This is a genomic window from Arcticibacterium sp. GJ41-1 (genome assembly GCF_055808875.1).
Map to the genome: position 1 here is coordinate 4170059 of NZ_CM147888.1, position 22064 is coordinate 4192122.

The following is a 22064-nucleotide window of genomic DNA, read 5'->3' on the forward strand; positions in this document are numbered from 1 at the left end:
ACACGAATTATGAAAAAGCAAATTAAAATAGTCGCAATTACACTTTTATCAACCTTTGCATTGTCTTGTAATTCAAGCAATCCTGCCGAGAAACAGAGCCCTACGGTAATTATTCAAGAAGCTAGCCCTGCACCGCAGGTTGCAAATCAAGAAGTTTACAGTGAGCCTGAAACAGCAGCTGAGAAAAAGAAAATGTCTGGTGCACTGAAAGGAGCACTGATAGGAGCTGGTGCTGGTGCCGCTACTGGTGCAGTAGTTTCTAAAAAACCTGGAAAAGGAGCCTTGATAGGTGGCGTAATAGGTGGAGCCGCTGGTGCAGTAACCGGTGATATTATAGAAAATCAAAAAGCTAAAAAACAATAAGCTACGTTCGCAATTACACTTTGAAGAAAGAAGGATTAATCTCCTTCTTTTTTTTTGTTTAAGCTAAAGCCACCCCAGCTTTTCTAAAGATATTTTGAATATCTTCTTCAATCGGAAATACCTTTAGCGGCGGCACGTTTGACCCGCCAGGGTTACCCACAGGCACTTTCCCCACAAATGATTTCACGCCACCCACCAACAATCTTGGCAATTGACCCAAAACTTCTTTTGGGCTCTTAATTTTGAACCCAAACTGAAGCATTTTCCAGTGCACAAGGCTATGAGCATAAGGATATCGCTGGCCAATAATATGGGCTCTTTCTAAATGATGCCAAGCTTTTGTCAAACCTCCCGAAGCATAAGCCTTATTATAAAGGTCTAATTCTGCTTCAAAAAATGGAGCTAATGTTTTTGGGATTGACATGTATAATTTCATAAAGGTTTCTTTCTTCTGCTAAGATAAGTAAGTCTACAAAATAGTTTAGCCTTAGTCTACTAATTTGAATAATTGATACGCTCTTCAAAGCAATAATTCATAAAAATAGGGAGCCATAAAAAATCATTTCTATCTTCGAGCCTTATAAAAAATTCTACCTAAAATGAAATTAAACTTACTATTACTAGCGGCTACTCTAATGGTAGCTTGTGCGTCTACCGAAGAGCCTAAAAAAGGACCGGGAGAAAATCCTGAGAATCAATTAGGAACACTGCGAGAGGCCTACAAAAATGACTTCTACATTGGTGCGGCTTTAAATTCGCGTCAAATTTCGGAAAGTAATACCGAGCAGGCAGCTCTGATAGCTTCACAGTTTAACAGCGTTACTGCAGAAAACGTGATGAAGTCTAGTCAAATACACCCTTCTGAAGATGTCTTTAATTTTGATATCCCTGATAAACTAGCTGCTTTGGCAGCAAAGCATGACATGGCTTTTCATGGCCACACTTTGGTATGGCATAGCCAGCTTTCTTCTTTCATAAATGACATAACGGACTCTACCAAGATGGCGAATGCCTTAAAAGCTCATATAGAGGCTGTAGCAGGAAGGTATAGTGGCAAAGTTTACAGCTGGGATGTGGTAAATGAAGCCGTAGAAGGTGATGGCAGCTTAAGAAAGTCTGTTTTCTTAAATACCATGGGCGAAGATTACCTAAGTTTTGCTTTTAAAACAGCCGCCGACGTAGACCCAAATGCATTTTTATACTATAACGATTACAGCATGACTGGAGCTCAAAAAAGGGCTGGCGTCATTAAAATGGTCAAGAAGATTCAGGCAAGTGGTGCTAAAATTGACGGAATTGGTATGCAAGGGCATTGGGGTTTAGAATATCCGAGCATTCAGGAAATAGAAACTAGCATAGAGCAATATGCTGCTTTAGGCCTGAAAGTAGCTATAACAGAATTAGACATTGATGTACTTCCTAATCCGGATGGTGTTAGTGGTGCCGATATTAGCCAGAGTGCTGAGCTAAAAGCAGAATACAATCCTTATGTAGATGGATTGCCAGATGATATTGCCGAAAAACAAGCCAAACGCTATGCCGACCTTTTTGCTCTTTTCTTAAAGCATAAAGACAAAATAGACCGTGTAACTTTTTGGGGTGTGAATGACGGTGAGTCATGGAAAAACAATTTCCCAGTAAACGGAAGAACCAACTATCCGTTACTTTTTGACCGAGATAATAAGAAGAAAAAAGCTTTTGAAGCCATTATGGCTTTAAAAAACTAATGTTCTCTTAAGGGAAATCTACGCCCGTAAATCCATTGGTGGAGCCATATAAAATTAGGAGTGTAAGTATAGCTCCTTTCAGCAGAATCAAATTAGACTGAGCCTTCGGGCTCAGTCCTAAAATAGTTTTATCCATTTTTTGAGCATGAATTGCAGCTATATGCCCAAAGAAACTCATGATTCCCAAACTATAATACGGCACAAAAAACAAACTAAGCGGAAAAGCATTTAAGCCGGCTACGCCAAAATAGAAGTTGGTGTCTACCTCTAAAACAAGCCGCCCGAAAAGCACTGCACTTACATGAATAACTAGGAAAAAGGCTAGATAAAGGCCTGAATAAACCTGCACTTTCTCATAAAACGAGGCCATTGTTTTCTTCTTAGAAAAAGCCAACTTTAAACCAGAGAGTATCTGAACCAATACGGCAGCCAAAAGAACAATTTCTACCAAGATGTTTCTGTAAACCACTCTAAAACTGTTCATCAAATCAAGATGGTACTGAACACCAAAAATGCTCACCAAGTGATTCAACAAATGAAAACCGATAAACAAAGTGAGCGTAAGTCCTGAATAGTAATGTATTTTCCTTATGCTCATAATGTTTGTGATTTATTGACCCAATTGAAATTTCACAAAAGTAAGGCATTACACTCCTACTTTACCATAAAAAAAGCCGCAGACATATAATGCCTACGGCCTAAACTTCACGTTTTGGGTTTATATTCTAGGTGGAATCAGTAAGAAAGCCACCGTGTTTTTAGTTTCAGGAATGTATTTTTCGGAAGTGAAACTTACCCCCATTGGGTCCACTAAAATTCTGCCTTCTAAATCTCTTTTTTGACTTACTACTTCTGCCACATCTACTGCTCTTTCATGAGCCCTGTTTTTAGAAGTAACACCCGCAGTTTTACCAGCAATAATTACTGTACCATAATCAAAAGTATCTAAAGCCTTCACCAGCTTCTTATACTCGGCAGAGTTCTTTTGCACCTTATCATCAGTATTTAAGCCCAAAACCTCTCCCTCATTAAAGGAAATAATGAGACCTTTTTTCCCCATATGTACACTCCCCATTCCCATCAAAAGCTCGTTCAATTCTGCTTGCTTACTTTTTAGTAATTGCATATCGGTATTTGCTTGGTCAATATCCCCTACCTCGTAGGCATTATTCACTGTTACAAATGCTACCTTCTCTGGTACATTAGCGGAAGTATCTGGCTCATAAGAATGTGCCATAACCAGTGAAAGTGGTGCTGTAGCCATCAAAATGGCAAGTCCAAGAGTTTTTATTGTATTTTTCATAATTGTATAGTTTTTAGTGTTATAACTAAAAAGAGCGTTCCATAGAGTTTGAATGGAAAGAATCGTTTGTCATGATTTTGGCTTTAAGCGGCCAAAATCCCGCCAAACAAATTAATCTAGGGTGGCTTCGCATCGTTTTTTACCAATGTTTCGCTCCTATGGAGCTTCTCAAACCCTCCTATAAAAATAAATGTGGAACACTTTTTTAATAGGGTCTTTTATAAAAACACAAAGACATGAAATACTTAATGACAATTGGCTTCTTAGGTTTCACCATTCTGGCTTTAAACACGAAAAGCAAAAAGACAAACAATACAAAAAAGCAAGAATCGGCTTATTCCGACTACTTTATTTAAGCACAACTTTTAGCCATAAAAAAAAGCGTGCTGGCAATATGCCGGCACGCTCATCTCACATTCTTATTTCGCTAAATTATCCGTTGTCAGAAAACTCTGGATAAAGCATCATGCCTCCATCCACATAAAGCGTCTCTCCCACCACATAATCACTCTCCACACTCGCAAGCCACACTGCGGCTTTAGCCACATCTATTGGCTGCCCTATTCGCTTATACGGTATAAGTTTGTTTAACTCCTTTAGATTTGCTGGGTTTGACCATGCTTCCTCGTTGATACTTGTTTTTATTGCACCTGGCGAAATAGCATTGACTCTAATTCCTTTTGGGGCAAGTTCCTGAGCTACAGATTTCATGAGCATAGATACACCACCTTTTGATGCTGCATAGTTTACATGCCCAGCCCATGGAATCATATCATGCACAGAACTCATGCAAATGATATTACCTCTGGCCTCACCCATTTTATGCTCTTGCTTCATAAACTGGCGTGCAGCCAAATTCATAGCAATAAATTGACCGGTTAGGTTTACATCTATCACTGTTTGCCACTGCTTTAAATCCATTTCCAAAAAAGGAGAATCTACCTGCAATCCAGCATTAGCCACCACAATATCTACTCGGCCAAACTTCTTAACAGTTTCTTCAAAAAGGGCTTTCATCTCCTCTTCGTTTGACACATTGGCTTTTATAGCCAAACCGTCTGTCAAAACCTTTATTTCTTCTAAAACCTCTAAAGCTTCTTCTTCCGAAGAACGATAATTCACTATTACGTTCGCTCCTTTTCTTGCCATTTCTAAAGCTATGGCTTTTCCAATTCCGCTGCTACTGCCTGTTACAATCGCCGTTTTACCTTTTAGTGTCATCTTACTTTTAGTTTAAAATTGAAATTAAGATACTACTTTCCTTCTTCTAGCTGAGCCTCTTTAGCCTTGGCTTCTGCCTTCGCTTTCTTTTTGTAATATCTCCTGAAAAATATATTACTCTTTAATGCTTCTAAGTTTTCGTCTAGCTTTTCTGTTCCTGAGGATAAGTTATCCAAAGTCTCTTTCACATTATCGCCAGTAGCTTTATCGTTTAATAAAACTCCTAATGTGCTGGTCTTATTATTGGTAATATTATCTGTGATTTGACCTACATCTTTTCTTACATCTGTCATCATCAGGCTAGCCTCAGTCATGGTAGACTTCAATGCCTTAGTGCCTTCCATCAAATTACCCGTGGTAGTTTCTAAAGCAGGCATAATGGTGGTGTTATGCGTTAACTGATATGGTAATGCCTCAGGATTACTAAGGTCAGCAGAAAACTTATTAAGATTAGTAGCAACACCCTGAGCAGATGTGGCCATGGCTTCTAGTTTTGCCACCGTTTGGTTTACATTATCATAAAGCTCATCGTCTTTTAAAAGTTTCCCTATGGAGCCTTCTCCTTTTGAAATGCTTCCCATAATGCCTTTCAAATCTTCTGTAATGGCCAGAATGTTCTTGTTGTTTTCTTGAAGCGTTTTAATCATGTCTTCTTGCGAGTCTTCTTTACTCACTTTGAAGCGGTGACCGCTCTCTATAGCTCCTGATTTCACATCGCCTCCGGCAATCACTAAAATAGGATTCCCTATTAAACCATCTGTGCTAATTTTGACATCGGCATCTTTAAAAATAAACTGTCGAGACTTCTCTTCTATTTCAAAATCAACCTCCACCCCTTTTCCTGGGATAAACTCTAGACCGGCCACTGTTCCTACTTTTACCCCGGAAAACATCACATTGTTTCCTTTGTTTAGCCCAGCCACATCTTCAAAAACCGCCACAGCATCTATTTTCTGAACAAATACCTTTCTCATATTACTGATAAGCATTACCACACCGGCAAAAATAATTAGCCCTATCAGCATAAAAAGGCCCACTTTCGCATTTCTCTTAGTCGTCTCCATTCTTCTTTTATTAAAGGATTACTTCGTTTGCAATGAAATTGTAATCGTAAAATTGTTTAACTTCTTCTTTCGCTTTTGTATTAAAAATATCTTCAAAATCTCCTGTTCGGTCAAATTTTCCATCCAATAAAACGGTTACCGTATCTGCTGTTTGTTTGGCACAGGTAAGGTCATGCGTAATAATGATAGAGCTAGATTTATATTCTTCTTTGACCTGATTCATGAGGTCGTTAATTTCTACACAGGTAATGGGGTCAAGCCCTGCCGTAGGTTCATCATAAAGAATCACTTCAGGATTCATCACGATGGTTCTGGCTATACCAATTCTCTTTTTTTGACCGCCAGAAAGCTCCGATGGCATTTGATTTTTGGTTTGCTCCAACCCTACCGCTTCCAGTACTCTGTCTACTCTTTTGTTAATTTCTGATTGAGAAATAGTTCTTAGTGCATATTTGAGCGGAAACTCTATATTTTCTTTGATGCTCATACTGTCGTACAATGCGGAGTGCTGAAAACAAAAACCTATTTTCAAACGAAGCTCCAGCAATTCTGCTTTTGTAATGTTGGTCATGTCATAACCCAGTACATTCACATCGCCAGCATCTGGCTTTATCAAACCAGCTATAATCTTTATCAAAACAGATTTTCCAGAACCAGACTTACCCAAAACCACTAGATTTTCACCATTGGTCAAACTGAGTTTTGCATTCTCCAGCACTTTCAAATCGCCAAAGGATTTATAAAGCCCATTTATTGATATTACTTCGTTTCTCATCTTAGCGAATTTGTTACTTGAACCACAAAAATTTCAATAATAAAAATCAAGAAAATAGACCTTACTACTGCGGTATTAGCTGCCTTCCCTACGCCTAGTGTACCTTTTTCGGCATTAAAACCACTATAACAACTCACCATACCAATAGTAAAACCAAAAAGAATGGCTTTAATTAAGGCCGAGATAATATCTAAGAAAACTATGCTATCAAAAGCTGCTAGTAGATAGGCTGTAAAGTTGGTTTGCTCATTTAATGTCACATTAATAAAGGAACCCAAAAGAGCCACCGCTGCGGTGTAAAACGACAAAATAGGTATGGTAACCGTGGTGGCCAAAACCCTAGTAACTACTAAAAAACTAAATGGATTTACGGCAGAAACCTCCATGGCGTCTATTTGCTCGGTTACTTTCATACTACCAAGCTCCGCTCCAATATTAGAACCTACTTTTCCTGCGGCAATAATAGAGGTAACCAATGGAGCCAATGCCCTTACAATGGCAATAGCCACCAAACTAGGTAACCAAGATGTGGCACCAAACTCCTGAAGAGAAGGCCTAGACTGCTGGGTAAAAACCAAGCCAGTCACAAAACCCGTCAAACTTATAAGTGGCAGCGATTTTAAACCTACTTGGTAACACTGATTCATAAACTCCGACCAAACTAAACTGCCTGTACCCAGCTCTTTAAAAAATCTAAAAATGAAATCAAATCCACTTTTAAACTCAGAGAGCCATTTGTCTAATTTCCTGGATAAAAAGATTTCCTTTTTAGGTTTAGATTTACTCATTTTTGTTTTTGCGTCTTATAGAATATATATACACGTACAAGGTTTATTAAAAGTTCGTACCGTGTCATAAAGTGTAGATATAAATCTACACACAAAGATACGGACAAGTATGCAAAAAAGCCGCCTACAGAATATCCGTAGACGGCTCGGGCTAAACTAAAACGCGAAAAAATTCTTAAAACGTACCGTTTAGTTTCCAGCTATAGTCCATATAGCTAAAGTCGTCTTGCTTTTTGTCTATTTTCACGTCAGAATATTTATTAACCCACTCGGCTATTGGCATCTTTCTTTCAAAATCTTTTTTATACCATTTGAATAACGGACTAATGGCCACACCATCTTCACTGATTTTGTTTTTGGCCTTATTGTTTAGAAACGCTTCACCTTCTTCGTCCAGCTGTTTATCTAGTTTTTTGGCGGTGTAAGCCTCGTTTCTTAGTCTTGGGCAAGACTCTGCTGCACATACCAGTGCAAAATGATAACGTGGGTCTTTCTTAAAGTCTTTTCTAAGAATACCGTGTTCAATGTTGTTCAAATCGTATTTATCACCGTCAATCTCAATGAATTTGATATCCCAGGGGGTATTCACAAAAGGTATTTGCGTTTTGGGGCCAATGTCTTTAATGCTGGAAACACCTTTATTATCTAAAATCAATTTTACCGTAAAGGCATTATAGGCGTTTATCCAGTAAGCCATTTTCTCATCATCAGACCAGTTTTTGGCTGGAGCATTTTCAGATATTTCGGCCAAATAGGCTTCTAGCTCCGCCTTATCATTCATCATTCCACTATAATCTACCTCGCCTTTGTCGTTCACGTGATCTTTCAGAAGTTTATCCCAGGTAGAGGAATTGGCCTGCTTGCCTTTGTCTTTTTCCTTTCTATCTACATTTTTTGATTCTTCCGTGGCGGCAGGAGTTTCTTCTGAGCTCGTGCTGGCTTCTTGTGTGGCTGTTTCTTGTTCTGACTCTGCGTTTTGACAAGCCATACCTGCTGTGGTAAGAGCTATCATTATAAGTATCTTTTTCATTCTTAGTGTTTTTAATTCCAAATGCCCAATTGACATTCAGTACTACAGCTTAAATTCTTATTCCTGTAGAAAACACACCCCTATTACCCAAAAAGGTATTTTAGGCTCACCTTTAACGTATATAGATGACTGGTTTTTAGATGAATACTTATGAAGGAGGCTTGACTTTTAGAAGAAGCTAGGATTTCATTTTAACTATATGCAATTACCACATAGTCAGTATGCTTATTTTGTAATAATGGCATCGGTTTGAAGACCGAAAGCTGTATTCCGCGAGGTCAAAAAGATCTTGCGGAGCGGGGTGCCTAAGCTCTACAGAGGCTCAAATGAACCGAAGCCTTAATCGCTGCATTCGAGCCTAATTGTTAGGCAACGTTTTTTAACGTATTGCTTCTTTTATTGTTTTAATAAGGTCTTCTTTATCTTGTTGATTTCCATTTTTTAAATCAGCAACTAATTGCTGCATTACGCTAGGGCTTATTTTTTTATATGCTTTGGCTCTTTGTTCTACAGTACTTAGCCTAAAGAGTTCACAGAAAGTAATTGTCTCACTTCCTTTCGTAGATTTTGCAACAAAAACACAATTATTAATTATATCAATATGATTTGAATAATCGTCATAATGAGCGTGAATTATAATAACGTTTGTTCCATTAGTCGGATAATTTGCTACAACATTTTTTAAAACAGGTTTGGTGCTTTTTTTAGTATTACAAGCGGGACAACTTAATGCTAAATTCCTAGTCTCAAAAGTAAAATGTTCATATTCAGACTTCGGAACAATATGTTCAATATCCACTTGTTTTATATCGAAACCTAATTGGTACTTACAATAACAACAAGTATTATTCTGTTGAATTCTTAAATGAGCAATGATATTCAGTTTAATTAAATCAAACACTCCTTTACTCCAATCCGTATGTGTATTGAAGTTGTTAGCTATAACTGTTGATTCTCCTGCGGAAAGGCTATATGGAACTAAAATCCTATTACTCATTAGAATTAGCTTCAAATATGGCTTTTATAACGGATTTCATAGGGTCTTCATCACGTATTGATGGGTAAAATTCTCTTAATCTACTTTGGATTTTTATTAGTTCTATATTTGACCTTTTTTCGTTTGCTAATAAGGCAAGTGCTTTTGAAACATTTTCATATAAATCAAGATTTCTAGTTGAAGGCATTTCAAATACATTAAGCAATATATCTTCTGATGACCACCCATAAGTAGACTTTGAAATCATTTCAGAAACTATATAACCTTTTTTGTTTTTTAAAGAAATGACGCTAGAATTAATGGGATTTAAATCAGACGCCAAAAAAGGTGAATGTGAAGCAATTATAATATGACAACCATTGACATTTTGCAAAATTTTGTTTATCAAATCTATGTATCTTGATTGCCATAGTGGATGAAGACTAATTTCCGGCTCATCTATTAATATTAGGCTATCATTTTTTAATAAAGGAATTAAAGAAAGTAAAGTTGAAAGAATGCTAGCCTCTCCAGAACTTGCTTCTCTAAAATTAAAAGGCATTCCTCCCTTTTTAAATACTTGAATTTCAAAACTTCTAATTAAACCAATTTTTCTAAGAATGTTTAAAATGTCATACGCATAAACATTATCACTATAAATTGAGTTGTCATTATATATTCTAGTTATATTTTTTTCTGAGAAATTTATTGTCAACTCGTTTTCTTTCTCATTAAAGTCGATTCTATTATTTACGAAATCGCAAATGTCTTCAGCTCTTTCTTTGACTACATTTGCTACATTTTCACTTCTAAATGAAAATCTATTTATATTAATCTCTTCAATATTAGTAATAAGTATTTTAGGTGTTAAATTACCTCTATGGTTTTCGAAAAAAGAACTTGTAAACCTATAATTAAGCTTTATAATCGGTTCATAATTTAAATAATCAAAGATGTGACGATAATTTCGCGAAACATCAAACTCTGAATAGCTTTCAAAAACAATTTCTAATGCTCTATTCATTAAAGCTTTATTCGAAAAACTATTAATTCTATTTCTGGTTCCTAAATAATTATATTTGAAATCTCTATGTTTTAAGTCTGTTTGTGAATCACGGGTTGGCCTAAAACTTTTGTCAACCGGAAATTTGTCAGATATGCTGTTTGTTAATGCTATAATTTTTGATGGTAATTTATTGTATTCAAAATATGATTCTCTGAATAAATGAGCCTGTTTTTGACTACGTGTTTCTTTTGTGAAATATCTAGCAATTTCACTTAAAATACGACTTTTCCCAGTTCCATTATTTCCGATTAGTAAAGTGAAATAGTTATCTGAATTAATCGACTGTTGATTTGTTAGATTGATTTTCTCAGTTTCAATCAGCTTGTTTTCAATACCTAAGCTATAAAGTCTAAATCCGCTCATTGTTTTTCCTGAGTTTGTTTTTTAATGTTGCCTAACATTAGTACACACGCAAATTAGCCGTTTTTAAGGGATAAAAACAGCTTAAAATAATAAATTGATTATTCGGTAACCCGCCCTCTAAAAACGCAAAAAGCCCACCTAAGTAAAACCTAGATGGGCAAATGTTAGCTGGAATGCTGAGGGCTTAATCGCTGCATCTGAGCCTAATTGTCACACTCGAACAATTCTCATAAGGGGTTCAAATGAATATAATGCTGGACGTCTACCTGAAGGTTCTTGCTTTTGAACCAAATATCCGGTCTCTAATAATTTTTTAGTTATACTGGCTGCAGTTGCAGAAGGTATTCCCGATGTTGATATGAACTTATTATTCCTAAAAACGGGAGTGGTGAAAACAAAGTCAAGTGTAGTTAGACTCCATTTAGATGATAAGAGTTCTGTAAACTCATTTTTCATTTGTTCATATAACGTTTTTATACTTTCTGCAATCTCCAAATGTCTAATGGCTTGGTTTTCTACTGCTATCAAAAAGAATCGAATCCAATCTTCCCAGTTATTTTTTTCTGAAACCTGTCTCATTGTATCTATATATAAGTCCTTATTCTCCTCCAAAAAACCACTTATATAAAAATGAGGCTGTGATAATATACCTTCTTTCCAGAGGAACAAGGTAATTAGCATTCTTCCTATTCTCCCGTTTCCATCTTGAAAAGGGTGCAAAGCTTCAAACTCGAGATGCATTAATGCCGTTTTAATCAATGCTGGGTCATTACTCTCTGACAAATATTGAAATAACCTTTCTAAGCCATCATTCAGTTTTTCAGGACTAATTGGGATAAATTGAATTTTTCTGTTAATCTTATCTGCTAAATAATTCTGCTCTGTTTTAAACTCTCCGGGAGCTTTGGCTGCACCTCGTCCTAGACACAAAAGTTGTTGATGCATTTGCTTTATAAAACTTATTGATAGCGAATAACCATCTTCTAGAGCACCTTGAGCATTTTTTAATGCTCTTTGGTATAGTATAGTTTCAATTACATCAGACCTTACACCTGAATTGTCACCATCATTAGATGCTTCGTATTCAAGAATCTCATCCATTGTACTAATGGTACCTTCAATTCTTGACGAAATCACAGCTTCTTGATTTCTCAATGGAGCTAATAATATTTCATTATTATGTAGATTTTTCAGCATTTGGTCAAACCTTGCTAAAGCATCAGTCGCATTTATTATTTCCGTAATAAAGTCACTATAATTTATGTTTTGAGGCGGAAACTTATCATAATGATAATTGACAGCATCGGTATTATTAAAATCCATCCCTTGATGTTTTGTCTCTCAAATATATAAAATATTGAAGAACAAATGGATTTGTCTATCGAATTGTCGACAAAACCGTACTCAAAACATTTTGATACTCGAAAACGGTAAACAAAATACTTTGTCTCTTGAATTATCGATAAAGCTAGAATCTAACTGAATTAGTAAATCGTTACTGAGGTGAATAATCCATTTTTTGCTATGGCCAGAAATCTCCTTAACACTTGAAATGCTCAAAAAAGCGAGGCCTTAAACCTAAATTATTAGTCTTATCTTTTTTCGTTCAATTCTATTAATTTCCACTCTCCGTTTAGTTCTTTAGTTAAAAGAACATCTACCTTAAAATCCTTATCATTTCCGAGAACTTTTATTTCTAATTGAGCCTTTCCATTTCCGTTCACATAATCAACATGCCCTGTCGGTATCATTCCGTAACCTTTTATTCCACCAGTTTCAGATAAGATTTCTTCGTTTTTCTCAATTTCTGTAATTGCTACTTTATAGGCATCGGATTCTTTCATTGCCGAAGCAACTAAGAAAAATAAAAATGTATAAAAGCTAAGCCCAACTACTACTAATGTTAGTATTCTTGGAAGCCTTGCCGGCCTGTTGGGATTCTTAACTACAATTGCTTTTGTGGTTTTGTCTCCGAGTCTTTTTTTCTCTTGGTTTGAAGCAAGAACTATAAATTCTATTGGCAGAATTATTAAAAACAAATTCCGAATGAATAACCTACCAAAAGAAGGAACCTTATTCGGATTGTTTTCATCACGCACCATAATTCCCATAGCCCATTTACCAGGACTAATTCCTTTAATAGAATCCTTGGCAAAATATAGAAGTAAACCAATAATCATTGCTGGTAGCTGCCTAGCTCTAAGCTCATCGAAATTATTTTCGCCCATAAAGTCTGTCTCATGTGTTAAGACTAGTGCTACTACCAAAAGAAAAACAAAATAGTCAATTAAGAATGCTGCTACTCTTCTTTTTCTACTTGATAAAACGGGCTCTTTCTCTAGATTTCTGTTCATAAATTGGTGGTTGGTTTTTTATTTGTGGTAACGGATCTACGATATCTGCCGGATTTGGCGATAGCCAATCTGACATGATCATCGCTTGTTATCGGTATTTTTCTTTTTATTCGTGAATGCTTGCCTTATTTGATTAAACCAAGTTGTTCTTTCCGTTCTTCCTTTGATAGGTTTTTCGAATTTCTCATAGGTTTCAATTTTATCGAGATAATTTTCTTCATTAATGAAGTCATTGAAGCATTCAACGCAAACAATGTTTCTTGGTGAGGAATACAATTCTTTATCTGGCACTTTACAGGAAATCATTGTTAAACATATCTGACAATGGTCATGATCTTCGCAACCGCCACTATGTTCTTCATAAGAACTAAGTTCATAATTACCTTTTTCTTCTCTACAGTAGTGAATATTTTCCAGTAAGTTAACAATCTCATATTCACCACCAATTCTAAATTTCGTCCATGTTGTTGTATTTGGTTTTCTATATTTTAAATTAAATCCAATTCTTTCGGCTATTAAATTCTCATCTCTTTCAGCGTCCGCAAGTTTAGTAGGAAAAATTAAGACTCCAGCAAAGTTGTTTTCGTGAAGTGTTATTCTTTTACCCTCAATTATAAAATTTCTATATTTTGATTCGGGATCGGATAAATCATTTTCGATTTTACCTTTATATTCAGATTCAATTCTATTTGACAACTCAGTGAATGTCTGATTATCTACATTTTCAGTAAGTGATATTTCGGAATAATTTTTCATTCAATTTGGCTCTCTTAGCTGATGTTCCTTTTTCTTTTACTTTAATTATCGACAACATTAGTATAGACGCAAATTAGCCGTTTTTATCCGTTAAAAACGGCTAAAAATAATAAATTGATTATTCGGTAATCGGCCCTGTAAAAACGCAAAAAGCCCACCTAAGTAAAACCTAGGTGGGCAAGTGTTATCTGGAATGCTGAGGGCTTATTTCCAGCTCACAATATCATTAAAATCTCTTCTTGATTTTGCGAAAGGTGGGGCTGCTTTTCTGTGACCAAAAGCTACCATGAAAGACAAACCATATTTGTCTGTATCTATATCAAACTTCTCTCTTAATAAAGCCTCGGCTTTTTCTTGATGAAATCCTTCAATAGGGCAACTGTCTATTCCTGTAAGTGCAGCTGCCGTCATCATGTTGCCTAAGGCTATGTAGGTTTGTTTTGAAGCCCAATCAAACATCTTTTTATCATTGTCTAAATTGAAATCACGCTCTTGAAATTCTCTATAGAATTTTGAATACATCTCTATAGCTTCAGCCGGAAGTTGTTTCACATCTTTCATCATGTGCATGATATACTCCGAATCCCACTTTGTCATTGGAGCTTTCATGCTTAAGCCTAATATGAAATGACTAGCAGTATCTAACTTTAAAGGTGCTCCCCAAGCTACAGGCTTTAAAAGTTCGCGTAGTTCTTGGTCTTGTACCACCACAAAATGCCAAGGCTCAAAACCAAAAGAACTTGGTGACAAATTGGCGGTTTGTAAAATGAAATTTATCTCCTCATCAGACAACTTTTTTGTTGTGTCAAATTCCTTGGTAGCGTGTCTAAATTGAAACGCATTTATAATGTCCTTTTTTGAAATATTTGGTGTGCTCATTGGCTTAAATCTTTATACTATAATTTCTATAGTTGCAAAAGTATGTATAGTACTTTACCTTTGCAATAACGGTCAAAAAGGATAGTTTGAAATATGTATACGTTTAAAGGAAAGGAATACCCATGCTGTGCCAGTTTAACCATGGGAATGATAGGTGGCAAATGGAAAACAGTCATTTTATTTCACTTAAGAAATGGCAAGCTTCGTTATAATGAGCTTCGCAAAGAAATGCCTACCGTAACAGAGCGTACGCTAAGTCTTCAGTTAAAAACCTTGGAAGAAGATGGCATCATAAAAAGAACGGTTTACACCTCTAAACCTCCTTTAAAAGTAGAATATTCTTTAACCGATTTTGGCCAAACCTTAATGCCCGTGGTGACTTCTATAGCAGAATGGGGCGTTTATGCGGTGGAAAATCATGCAGATTAGGGTTTAGATTCTTTACTCAATTTACTTGCCTGCACTAAAGAAAATATTACGAACAGCTACAAAGTGCCCTACAGGCACCTCTGTATATATGGAGACCTAAAAAGACTACCAAAAACCTAACTACCAACAACATAAGGAGTAAAACCGTAAAATTGAATTCTCTTTTTCTTCTTGGATTGCTTTCTGCCAATTTTTAGCTTTATACGCTAAACTCAAGATTATTATGAATAACAATCCAAAAAAGAAGTCAATTTTTCAAGCTTATCATCTCTTACTCCTGCTAAGCTCTTTGGTTTTCATTTCTTGTGAAGAGATTTTTGAAGACACAGACTTAAACCCAATTTATTTTGTCGAGTGTGAAATGAATGGAGAAACTTTTAGGGCCCAAACTAATAATAACGCATCCATGTATTGGTTTGCCACTCCTATGGAAAGTGAATTAGTAGTGAATGGAAATATTAGCTCACAAGATAAAATTTTCAATTTCAATATGTTCCCTAGTCTCGGAGCTACCCGAGTACCTGTGGGTACAAACGTCAATTCATATTTGAGCAACATTAGTTACTTCCATGACGATAAAGATTATTCCGCTCTTGAAACTGGCGGTGGCGGTTATGTAGATTTTGAAATCTTGACAGCAACCAATGCCGAAGGCACATTTGAAGCCACCCTTGTTAATAGAGAAGACCCTTCTGATATCATCGAAATTACCAATGGTAAATTTAAAGTAAAAGTCAAAACGAATTAAAAGGAAGGCTGCTTTCTTCTCTAATTATAGGCTTTGGTTTTAAGTCTACTTCCCTCCCGGAATCAACTTACTATAAGGAACTACATGCTCTTCCATAATGTCGCCTAGTTCATTAATTAGCCTGAAAGTGACTTCAGGTTCACTCCCTTCCATGTTAAATGTAAACTCGCCAAAGGCTTTTAGGCCTAGACCAAGATAGCCGAACATTTGACTTGAGGCATCTTTAACTATGGCTTCTGGCCCTGGCACACCACCTAAAGAGGCTGGTCCAAATTCGTAGAACTCAAATCCTGAATCTCTAGGAATAGTAAAACCACGTGCACCGTGACGGTCTCCGCTGAGTAATAGTACACCAGGTATGTTTTCGGTTTCTATAAACTTATAAATTTCTTCACGTGCCTGCGTATCCCATGTACCCCAAGAGTCTTTTCCGTTAGATATATAATCGCTCCACATGGTTCCGCTAGAAATAATTTTAAAAGGTGCGGTAGATTTTGCCAAGACATTTTTTAACCAACTAAGCTGTTCTTTACCCAATTAGGAACCATACTCTCCTCTTTTCTCTACCGTACGATAAGACCTGGTGTCAAGCATTATCATTTCCACCTGACCAATTCGGGTATTGAAGTAAATTCCTTCTACATCCGTTTTAGGGTTATTCCAGTTTGCACGCCATAAGTTTCGGAGTTCCGTCCTGTCTTCTTTTGTAAACCATTCTGGTAGGCCGCTGAGGTCATTATTAAGGTAATCGTGGTCGTCCCAAGCTGCATATAAGGGTACATTGGCAGAGAGGCTTCGCCAAGCTTGAGAAACATCACGAAGCAGATAATCAGCCCTGTGCATGCTCATGTTATTTTCTCTATCATCCACCGCTAGGTCACCTAAAAGCATCATGGCTATTGGTTCTCGCTTTAAAATAGCCTCCATAAGGTTTGGGTTATGAAGACCTATTTTGTGAAAATCTGAGGCAAAAGCTAATCTCAAACCTACCTTTTCGTCAATTTTTGCTGTGGTTTGGAAAGCACCCTCTCCTATTTTGGCACCGCGTGATAGTACCACATATTCATACTTAGAGGCCGGAGATAAATCATTTAGGACTACTCTTTCCTCCTTTCCCGCCATGGTAGGTTTTAGGGTATATGTTTTTTCTTTCTTAGTATTTAAGGCAGTTACTTTAATACGAATTGGGCGTTTGTTTGATGGCCTTAGCCAAATACTTACTCCATGCTCTTTTATATCACCCAACATTGGCCCTGCCATTAAGGGCATGTTATTTTGGGCGGCAGCCTTAACTATTCTACTATCTGTAAAATCAATCTTTTTGTCTTTCTCAAAAACAGTTCTTGCATCAAGATAAAACTGCCTAACATTAGCTGGCAAAGTGGTATAACTCTCCAGCAGCATGGTGTCAATTTCCAAACTCCCCATGTGTGCTTGTCTCAAAGTGACGTCGTAACGTTTTGAAACGGCTCCTTTGGTTTGACAAAAAGCAGTATTGCTTATAAGAGCAAAGAAGAATAGACCAATTAGTAGCTTTAATCTCATTATGTTTATTATTTCCTAGGGTTTTGAAATGGCTGACTTCATGTTTTTGAAGCTTTCAAATTTATGTATTTCAGCTAAAATGGCTCTTAGCAGCATTACTTAATTAAACCTTCTATCGACCAAATCGACTATTACCATTGAAGTAATAAAGCAATGCTTTGGCATTACATATTATAGACACCTCCATTAATATCTAGTGTAGCACCAGTAATAAAACCGTCGTATTCGGACGCCAAATATAAAACCGCTCTTGCTACGTCAGCTGCGTTACCTGCTCGCTGAATAGGAATGCCAGCCGTAGTGGCATCTGCTGATTCTTTTGTGGTATGCGTGTTGTGAAATGAAGTTCCTAGAATAAGACCTGGAGATACGGCGTTGACTCTAATGCCTTGAGGTCCAAGTTCTGTAGAAAGTGCTCGCGTAAATGTTAGAATAGCACCTTTGCTGGTAGCATAAACTAGTGAGCCTGGGTGACCACCTTTACGCCCTGCCAGCGATGCTAAATTAACAATACTGCTATTCTCATTTTTTGCTAGATAGGGAGTTGCAGCTTTCGTCACAAACATCATGGATGTAAGGTTTATATCCATTACTTTATGCCAAAATTCAGCTTCCATTTCACCCAGCATTTTACGGGCTACAAGTGAACCAGCATTATTTATCAGGATATCCAAACCACCTAAAACCTTTACCGTTTTTTCCACCAAAGCATTTGCATCGGCTTCTTTTGTCAAATCACCACTTATTGCCACCGCTTTTTGTCCTTTGCTTGTGGCGTATTCTACCAATTCATTCGCAGTATCAGCACTAGAAAAATAATGGATGGAAACATTGGCACCGCTATCAATAAAGTGTCTGGTTATTGATTCACCAATCCCCTGAGCACCAGCGGTAATGAGCACCTTTTTCCCTGTTAATTTATTGTCCATTTTTATATTGACTTATTAAAATTTAGGTTTTAGAATTATTGTTGTGCCTATTTTGATTCAAATTACTCCATACAAATATAGAAACCACGGCATCAAAGCTTAACAAAAAATCAAATCCCTGTTTTTTGTTAAAATCGGTCATGCTTATTTCATTCTATATTAAGAGTTTGGCTAAAAGTCAAAGGCTAGTTATAGCTTTTCCACCGTTGCTTGAAGTTCTTGTTTACGATAATGGTTTAGCAAAATTTTAAACAATTCGTAAGAGGCTCCACAAATCAAAAACAGATATGCCTCTTCATAAAAAGGTCCTTTAAAAGATTATCCAAAAGAAAAGTATGACCGTATGAAGCACACAAAAGTTCCTATTGATTTCTGAAAGTCTTTCCGCTATTCCAAGCAAGCACATTGCTCCGACATGAAATATGCGAAATTAATTCTACGATCAATGCCGATTTACGTATATAGCTTACGCCATATTAGACTGCACTTCAAATTACCCGTTTTATGACATAAAAACGATTTCAAATAATAATTTGATTAAGTGGTAACTAACTTATAAGTCAAGCATATTGAAGGACTTTGGCAGAAAAATTCACGAAAGACTACAATTCAAATGTAGAGAGAATGAGTAAAGGTTTTAAATTTTTTTTACAGTATCCTTTAGAAAATTTAGAAATAGATATACTTAGTGTAACAGTGTAATAAATAGCCAACAAAAGGGAAACTTATCACTTCTTTAATTCTGGAAACGGAATATATGTGCTGTCTCGAGGTACTTTAGGAAACCTCCTTTCTTGCCAGTCTTCCTTGGCTTTTTTTAGTCTGTCCTTATCATGTGAAACAAAATTCCACATCAAAAAACGCTCTTCAGGTAATGGTTCGCCACCAAAAAGTAAAATCTGTGTACCCTTATCTAAACAAATTTCACACTCATCATCCATCTTACTTATGAGCATTTGCCCTGCATTAACCTTTCCATTTTGTGTAGTTATGGAGCCTTTTACTATCACAAAAGCTACTTCGCCTTTTAGTTTTCCTTTTAAGTCCAAAGTGTTTGCTTCTTCCGCAAAAATATCAACCATGAACAGCGGAGAGTAGCCCTGAAGACGCGATGATTTCCCAAATCCATTTCCTGCAACGAGCTTGATATTTAGTTTGCCTACTTTCCAACTTGGTACTTCATTACTAGGAATAAAATCAAAACGTGGCTCTATTTCCTCTTTATCTTTTGGTAAGGCTACCCATATTTGATAGCCGTGTAAAACGAATTCTTCTTCATTCCTTTTAAGAGCCGGTGTTCTTTCGGTATGTGTTACACCACTGCCCGAAGTCATAAAGCCCACATCACCTGCATTTATGATTTTCACCGTTCCGGTGCTGTCTTTATGCTCTACTTCTCCTTCAAAAAGATAAGTTAATGTACTTAAGCCAGTATGAGGGTGCTGGTCTACATCTATATAATTACCATTTCCTATAGTCGCTGGCCCCATGTGGTCTATAAAAGTGAACGGACCCACCTGACGCTTCTTTCTAAACGGCAGCAGCCTTCCCACCATAAATTTGCCAAGGTCAGTCTGTCTTTCGTCTACTATTAGTTTGTTATTTGCCACCTTCTATTGAGTTTGTACTAATTAAAGATACTTGGTTTTTATAAATCCTATTTGGCTAAACCTAAATAGTGTTTTCTAAGTTCAGGATTAAACTTTTCAATCGCAAATCTCAATGTCACACGTGGCATGGTAGCGGCATGTTTGTCTAAAAATAGCTTTAATCTTTCTTCATCTCTTTTGCCTGCTTCTCTAATCCAACTTCCTACAGCAGTTTGAACAAAATGTTCTTTATCATTCACCAGAATTTCAGCAATCTTGAACGTGTCATCTATTTCATTTTTACGAATAAAATAATAGGTACTCACAATGGCAGTTCGCCGCTCCATAGGATTCTGAGATTTTGCTAAATCATATAGCGGTGTTTTATCCTTACCGAACAAATATCCACCAACCACATAAGGTGCGGCTCTATCCACCATACCCCAGTTATTAATGTATTCATGGTGAGTTAGGTAGGTTTTATAAGCCTCGTACTTTTCTTCTTGCGTAGTTTTCTTATTACGAGCTTTCCAGTCCAAAACTGAAACAGCAGCCAGTCTGTAGTCATCATTATCACTTTTAAGTAATGACACCACCTCCTCTAAAGACATATTCTGAAATTCTTTTGCCAAAGAAAACAACTCCTTTTTAGGAATGGCTCCCGAATATTCCTGACCAATGATTTCCAAACTATCTTTAAAGTCCTGAGCTGTCATAATCTAAATTAAATTCACAACCTTCGGCAATCTATTTTTCAGCTTTCTAGGTCAATTCTTTTAGTGCCGTGGATTAATAGCTTAAACTGGCAAATAAACACTAAAAATAGACCCCTCTCCCATTTGGCTGGTGGCTTCCACCAAGCCGCCGTGATTTTGAGCTATTTTCTTGACAATGGCCAAGCCTATTCCCGTGCCACTAAACTCGTTTTTGTTATGAAGCCGTTGGAAAAAATCAAAGATTTTGTCTTTATGACTGAGGTCAAAACCAATGCCATTATCTGTCACATCTATCCTATGGAAAGTACCTGCATTAATGTTTTTAGGAACAAAATCATTTTCATTTAAAACTACCTCTGATGCCGTAATATGAATGGAAGGCACATTTTTGCAGTATTTAATAGCATTTTGAATAAGGTTTGAGAAAAGTTGAATCATCTGATTTTCATCTACCATGATGGTTGGCAGCTTAGCCATCTGAATTTCAGCCTTGCTATCTGAAATAATTTCATCAGAAGCTTCTATCACGGCTAGCATCAAAACATTGAAATCAACATCTTTTTTCACAAGACCAATAGATTTGACTTTGGCAAAGTCTAAAATGTCATTCACGAGGCTATACGCTCGGTCTGCACTGTTATGAATTTTAGGTAGAAACTTATTAAGTCTTTCATCTGCAAACTGCTCCTGCCCCAGAATATCTGCATATATTTTTAGTTTCCTAATGGGCTCTTTGAGGTCATGGCTGGCTATATAAACCATCTGTTCCATTTCTGCATTTAATTGGCGGAGCTCAAAATTCTTCCGTTCTAAACTTTCTGTTTGACGCTCTATTTCCTCTTTAAGTCTTTTTTCATTTTCACGAGCCAAATCTCGATTACTGATATTTCTTTTACGCAACTCTAAGAGCTTCATCACCTGCCTAGAAATTCTCCGAAGAGCCTCTTCTTGGTCTGCCGAAAGTTTATGTGGTTTTGTATCTAATACACACACCGTGCCTACAGGAAGTTGGTCGTTTACCTTTAAAGGCACACCTGCATAAAATTGAATATTGGCATCTCCTGTAACTAATGGATTATCTACAAAACGAGCATCTTCTTTAGCATCATTCACCACCATAAGGTCTTCTTCGGCCAGAATTGCGTGTGAGCAAAAAGCTATATCTCGGGGAGTTTCTCTGAGGTCTGTACCTACAGCAGATTTAAACCATTGACGGTCTTCCTCAATAAAACTAATTAAAGCTACCGGAGTTCCGCATACGTAAGAAGCCAACTTAGCCAAATCATTAAAGGATTCTTCCTCTTCGGAACCTATAATTTCTAATTCGGTCAGTGCCTGCAATCTCTCTTTTTCGTTTGCTGGCAAGTTGGCAATCTGCATATTAATTTAAAAGGGTTACTGTCAAAACACTCGTTATAAGACTACACAAATAAAGGGATAAAT

22 protein-coding genes and 1 pseudogene are annotated in these 22064 nt (G+C 36.7%); 4 read left to right on the forward strand and 19 right to left on the reverse strand.

From position 1 onward, the window contains the following. Positions 1–9: 9 nt before the first annotated feature. Positions 10–363, forward strand: a complete 354-nt coding sequence (locus tag AC0L6O_RS17155) for a YMGG-like glycine zipper-containing protein (RefSeq protein ID WP_473304082.1) — start codon at positions 10–12, stop codon at positions 361–363. Positions 364–421: 58 nt separating this feature from the next. Here the strand turns inward: AC0L6O_RS17155 and AC0L6O_RS17160 are convergent, their stop codons facing one another. Further along, positions 422–799 carry a DUF3703 domain-containing protein gene (locus AC0L6O_RS17160; protein ID WP_473304083.1) on the reverse strand — a complete coding sequence of 126 codons (378 nt, stop codon included), beginning with the start codon at positions 797–799 and terminating at the stop codon, positions 422–424. 163 nt (positions 800–962) lie between these two features. On the opposite strand from AC0L6O_RS17160, the gene AC0L6O_RS17165 reads away from it, so the two are divergent. Continuing rightward, complete coding sequence (locus AC0L6O_RS17165) at positions 963–2090, forward strand: endo-1,4-beta-xylanase (protein ID WP_473304084.1); 1128 nt, start codon at positions 963–965, stop codon at positions 2088–2090. A gap of 7 nt (positions 2091–2097) precedes the next feature. On the opposite strand, the gene AC0L6O_RS17170 is transcribed toward AC0L6O_RS17165, so the two are convergent. The 13 genes from AC0L6O_RS17170 to AC0L6O_RS17230 form a co-directional block, all read right to left on the reverse strand. Then, a complete protein-coding gene (locus tag AC0L6O_RS17170; protein WP_473304086.1) occupies positions 2098–2688 on the reverse strand; it encodes a hypothetical protein in 591 nt (196 codons plus the stop codon). A gap of 120 nt (positions 2689–2808) precedes the next feature. Beyond that, on the reverse strand, positions 2809–3393 hold the full coding sequence (locus AC0L6O_RS17175; RefSeq protein ID WP_473304088.1) for a hypothetical protein: 585 nt from the start codon (positions 3391–3393) through the stop codon (positions 2809–2811). Positions 3394–3825: 432 nt separating this feature from the next. Then, complete coding sequence (locus AC0L6O_RS17180) at positions 3826–4614, reverse strand: glucose 1-dehydrogenase (protein WP_473304090.1); 789 nt, start codon at positions 4612–4614, stop codon at positions 3826–3828. A gap of 32 nt (positions 4615–4646) precedes the next feature. Further along, the gene (locus tag AC0L6O_RS17185; RefSeq protein ID WP_473304092.1) at positions 4647–5678 is read right to left on the reverse strand and encodes an MlaD family protein; all 1032 of its coding nucleotides are present in this window, start codon (positions 5676–5678) and stop codon (positions 4647–4649) included. A 10-nt stretch (positions 5679–5688) separates the two neighbouring features. Further along, positions 5689–6453 carry an ABC transporter ATP-binding protein gene (locus tag AC0L6O_RS17190; RefSeq protein WP_473304093.1) on the reverse strand — a complete coding sequence of 255 codons (765 nt, stop codon included), beginning with the start codon at positions 6451–6453 and terminating at the stop codon, positions 5689–5691. Further along, positions 6450–7241 (reverse strand): MlaE family ABC transporter permease, encoded by a 792-nt coding sequence (locus AC0L6O_RS17195; protein ID WP_111373781.1) that lies wholly within the window; start codon positions 7239–7241, stop codon positions 6450–6452. Before AC0L6O_RS17195 ends, AC0L6O_RS17190 begins: the two co-directional genes overlap by 4 nt. 175 nt (positions 7242–7416) lie before the next feature. Continuing rightward, positions 7417–8271 carry a DUF547 domain-containing protein gene (locus tag AC0L6O_RS17200; protein WP_473304095.1) on the reverse strand — a complete coding sequence of 285 codons (855 nt, stop codon included), beginning with the start codon at positions 8269–8271 and terminating at the stop codon, positions 7417–7419. A gap of 379 nt (positions 8272–8650) precedes the next feature. Beyond that, the gene (locus tag AC0L6O_RS17205; protein ID WP_473304096.1) at positions 8651–9268 is read right to left on the reverse strand and encodes an HNH endonuclease; all 618 of its coding nucleotides are present in this window, start codon (positions 9266–9268) and stop codon (positions 8651–8653) included. Next, on the reverse strand, positions 9261–10676 hold the full coding sequence (locus tag AC0L6O_RS17210) for an AAA family ATPase (RefSeq protein WP_473304098.1): 1416 nt from the start codon (positions 10674–10676) through the stop codon (positions 9261–9263). Before AC0L6O_RS17210 ends, AC0L6O_RS17205 begins: the two co-directional genes overlap by 8 nt. Positions 10677–10886: 210 nt before the next feature. Then, positions 10887–11999 (reverse strand): Fic family protein, encoded by a 1113-nt coding sequence (locus tag AC0L6O_RS17215; RefSeq protein WP_473304100.1) that lies wholly within the window; start codon positions 11997–11999, stop codon positions 10887–10889. Between the two features lie 269 nt (positions 12000–12268). Continuing rightward, on the reverse strand, positions 12269–13030 hold the full coding sequence (locus AC0L6O_RS17220; RefSeq protein WP_473304101.1) for an RDD family protein: 762 nt from the start codon (positions 13028–13030) through the stop codon (positions 12269–12271). A gap of 78 nt (positions 13031–13108) precedes the next feature. Further along, the gene (locus tag AC0L6O_RS17225) at positions 13109–13786 is read right to left on the reverse strand and encodes a zinc metalloprotease (RefSeq protein ID WP_473304102.1); all 678 of its coding nucleotides are present in this window, start codon (positions 13784–13786) and stop codon (positions 13109–13111) included. 204 nt (positions 13787–13990) lie between these two features. Beyond that, a complete protein-coding gene (locus AC0L6O_RS17230; RefSeq protein ID WP_473304104.1) occupies positions 13991–14665 on the reverse strand; it encodes an NAD(P)H-dependent oxidoreductase in 675 nt (224 codons plus the stop codon). A 93-nt stretch (positions 14666–14758) separates the two neighbouring features. Between AC0L6O_RS17230 and AC0L6O_RS17235 the strand changes: the two genes are divergently transcribed. Together AC0L6O_RS17235 and AC0L6O_RS17240 are read left to right on the forward strand one after the other, a co-directional pair. Next, positions 14759–15094: a winged helix-turn-helix transcriptional regulator gene (locus tag AC0L6O_RS17235; RefSeq protein WP_111373787.1), complete on the forward strand. Its 336-nt coding sequence runs from the start codon at positions 14759–14761 to the stop codon at positions 15092–15094. 223 nt (positions 15095–15317) lie between these two features. Next, on the forward strand, positions 15318–15842 hold the full coding sequence (locus AC0L6O_RS17240) for a hypothetical protein (protein WP_473304105.1): 525 nt from the start codon (positions 15318–15320) through the stop codon (positions 15840–15842). A 45-nt stretch (positions 15843–15887) separates the two neighbouring features. Here AC0L6O_RS17240 and AC0L6O_RS17245 read toward each other — a convergent pair. The 5 genes and pseudogenes from AC0L6O_RS17245 to AC0L6O_RS17265 form a co-directional block, all read right to left on the reverse strand. Further along, positions 15888–17387 (reverse strand): annotated as a pseudogene (locus AC0L6O_RS17245) (alkaline phosphatase D family protein). Between the two features lie 164 nt (positions 17388–17551). After that, a complete protein-coding gene (locus tag AC0L6O_RS17250) occupies positions 17552–18316 on the reverse strand; it encodes an SDR family NAD(P)-dependent oxidoreductase (RefSeq protein WP_473304106.1) in 765 nt (254 codons plus the stop codon). Between the two features lie 728 nt (positions 18317–19044). After that, entirely contained in the window at positions 19045–19926 is an 882-nt protein-coding gene (locus AC0L6O_RS17255) for a pirin family protein (RefSeq protein ID WP_473304107.1), read from the reverse strand. 47 nt (positions 19927–19973) lie between these two features. Continuing rightward, complete coding sequence (locus AC0L6O_RS17260; RefSeq protein ID WP_473304109.1) at positions 19974–20621, reverse strand: DNA alkylation repair protein; 648 nt, start codon at positions 20619–20621, stop codon at positions 19974–19976. Between the two features lie 81 nt (positions 20622–20702). Continuing rightward, positions 20703–22001, reverse strand: a complete 1299-nt coding sequence (locus tag AC0L6O_RS17265; RefSeq protein WP_473304111.1) for a GAF domain-containing sensor histidine kinase — start codon at positions 21999–22001, stop codon at positions 20703–20705. Positions 22002–22064: the final 63 nt, after the last annotated feature.

What these genes read in the sequence shown, in the direction of transcription:
- AC0L6O_RS17155 (WP_473304082.1), top strand. Translation starts at nt 10, where the DNA reads ATGAAAAAGCAAATTAAAATAGTCGCAATTACACTTTTATCAACCTTT.
- AC0L6O_RS17160 (WP_473304083.1), bottom strand. Translation starts at nt 799, where the DNA reads ATGAAATTATACATGTCAATCCCAAAAACATTAGCTCCATTTTTTGAA.
- AC0L6O_RS17165 (WP_473304084.1), top strand. Translation starts at nt 963, where the DNA reads ATGAAATTAAACTTACTATTACTAGCGGCTACTCTAATGGTAGCTTGT.
- AC0L6O_RS17170 (WP_473304086.1), bottom strand. Translation starts at nt 2,688, where the DNA reads ATGAGCATAAGGAAAATACATTACTATTCAGGACTTACGCTCACTTTG.
- AC0L6O_RS17175 (WP_473304088.1), bottom strand. Translation starts at nt 3,393, where the DNA reads ATGAAAAATACAATAAAAACTCTTGGACTTGCCATTTTGATGGCTACA.
- AC0L6O_RS17180 (WP_473304090.1), bottom strand. Translation starts at nt 4,614, where the DNA reads ATGACACTAAAAGGTAAAACGGCGATTGTAACAGGCAGTAGCAGCGGA.
- AC0L6O_RS17185 (WP_473304092.1), bottom strand. Translation starts at nt 5,678, where the DNA reads ATGGAGACGACTAAGAGAAATGCGAAAGTGGGCCTTTTTATGCTGATA.
- AC0L6O_RS17190 (WP_473304093.1), bottom strand. Translation starts at nt 6,453, where the DNA reads ATGAGAAACGAAGTAATATCAATAAATGGGCTTTATAAATCCTTTGGC.
- AC0L6O_RS17195 (WP_111373781.1), bottom strand. Translation starts at nt 7,241, where the DNA reads ATGAGTAAATCTAAACCTAAAAAGGAAATCTTTTTATCCAGGAAATTA.
- AC0L6O_RS17200 (WP_473304095.1), bottom strand. Translation starts at nt 8,271, where the DNA reads ATGAAAAAGATACTTATAATGATAGCTCTTACCACAGCAGGTATGGCT.
- AC0L6O_RS17205 (WP_473304096.1), bottom strand. Translation starts at nt 9,268, where the DNA reads ATGAGTAATAGGATTTTAGTTCCATATAGCCTTTCCGCAGGAGAATCA.
- AC0L6O_RS17210 (WP_473304098.1), bottom strand. Translation starts at nt 10,676, where the DNA reads ATGAGCGGATTTAGACTTTATAGCTTAGGTATTGAAAACAAGCTGATT.
- AC0L6O_RS17215 (WP_473304100.1), bottom strand. Translation starts at nt 11,999, where the DNA reads ATGGATTTTAATAATACCGATGCTGTCAATTATCATTATGATAAGTTT.
- AC0L6O_RS17220 (WP_473304101.1), bottom strand. Translation starts at nt 13,030, where the DNA reads ATGAACAGAAATCTAGAGAAAGAGCCCGTTTTATCAAGTAGAAAAAGA.
- AC0L6O_RS17225 (WP_473304102.1), bottom strand. Translation starts at nt 13,786, where the DNA reads ATGAAAAATTATTCCGAAATATCACTTACTGAAAATGTAGATAATCAG.
- AC0L6O_RS17230 (WP_473304104.1), bottom strand. Translation starts at nt 14,665, where the DNA reads ATGAGCACACCAAATATTTCAAAAAAGGACATTATAAATGCGTTTCAA.
- AC0L6O_RS17235 (WP_111373787.1), top strand. Translation starts at nt 14,759, where the DNA reads ATGTATACGTTTAAAGGAAAGGAATACCCATGCTGTGCCAGTTTAACC.
- AC0L6O_RS17240 (WP_473304105.1), top strand. Translation starts at nt 15,318, where the DNA reads ATGAATAACAATCCAAAAAAGAAGTCAATTTTTCAAGCTTATCATCTC.
- AC0L6O_RS17250 (WP_473304106.1), bottom strand. Translation starts at nt 18,316, where the DNA reads ATGGACAATAAATTAACAGGGAAAAAGGTGCTCATTACCGCTGGTGCT.
- AC0L6O_RS17260 (WP_473304109.1), bottom strand. Translation starts at nt 20,621, where the DNA reads ATGACAGCTCAGGACTTTAAAGATAGTTTGGAAATCATTGGTCAGGAA.
- AC0L6O_RS17265 (WP_473304111.1), bottom strand. Translation starts at nt 22,001, where the DNA reads ATGCAGATTGCCAACTTGCCAGCAAACGAAAAAGAGAGATTGCAGGCA.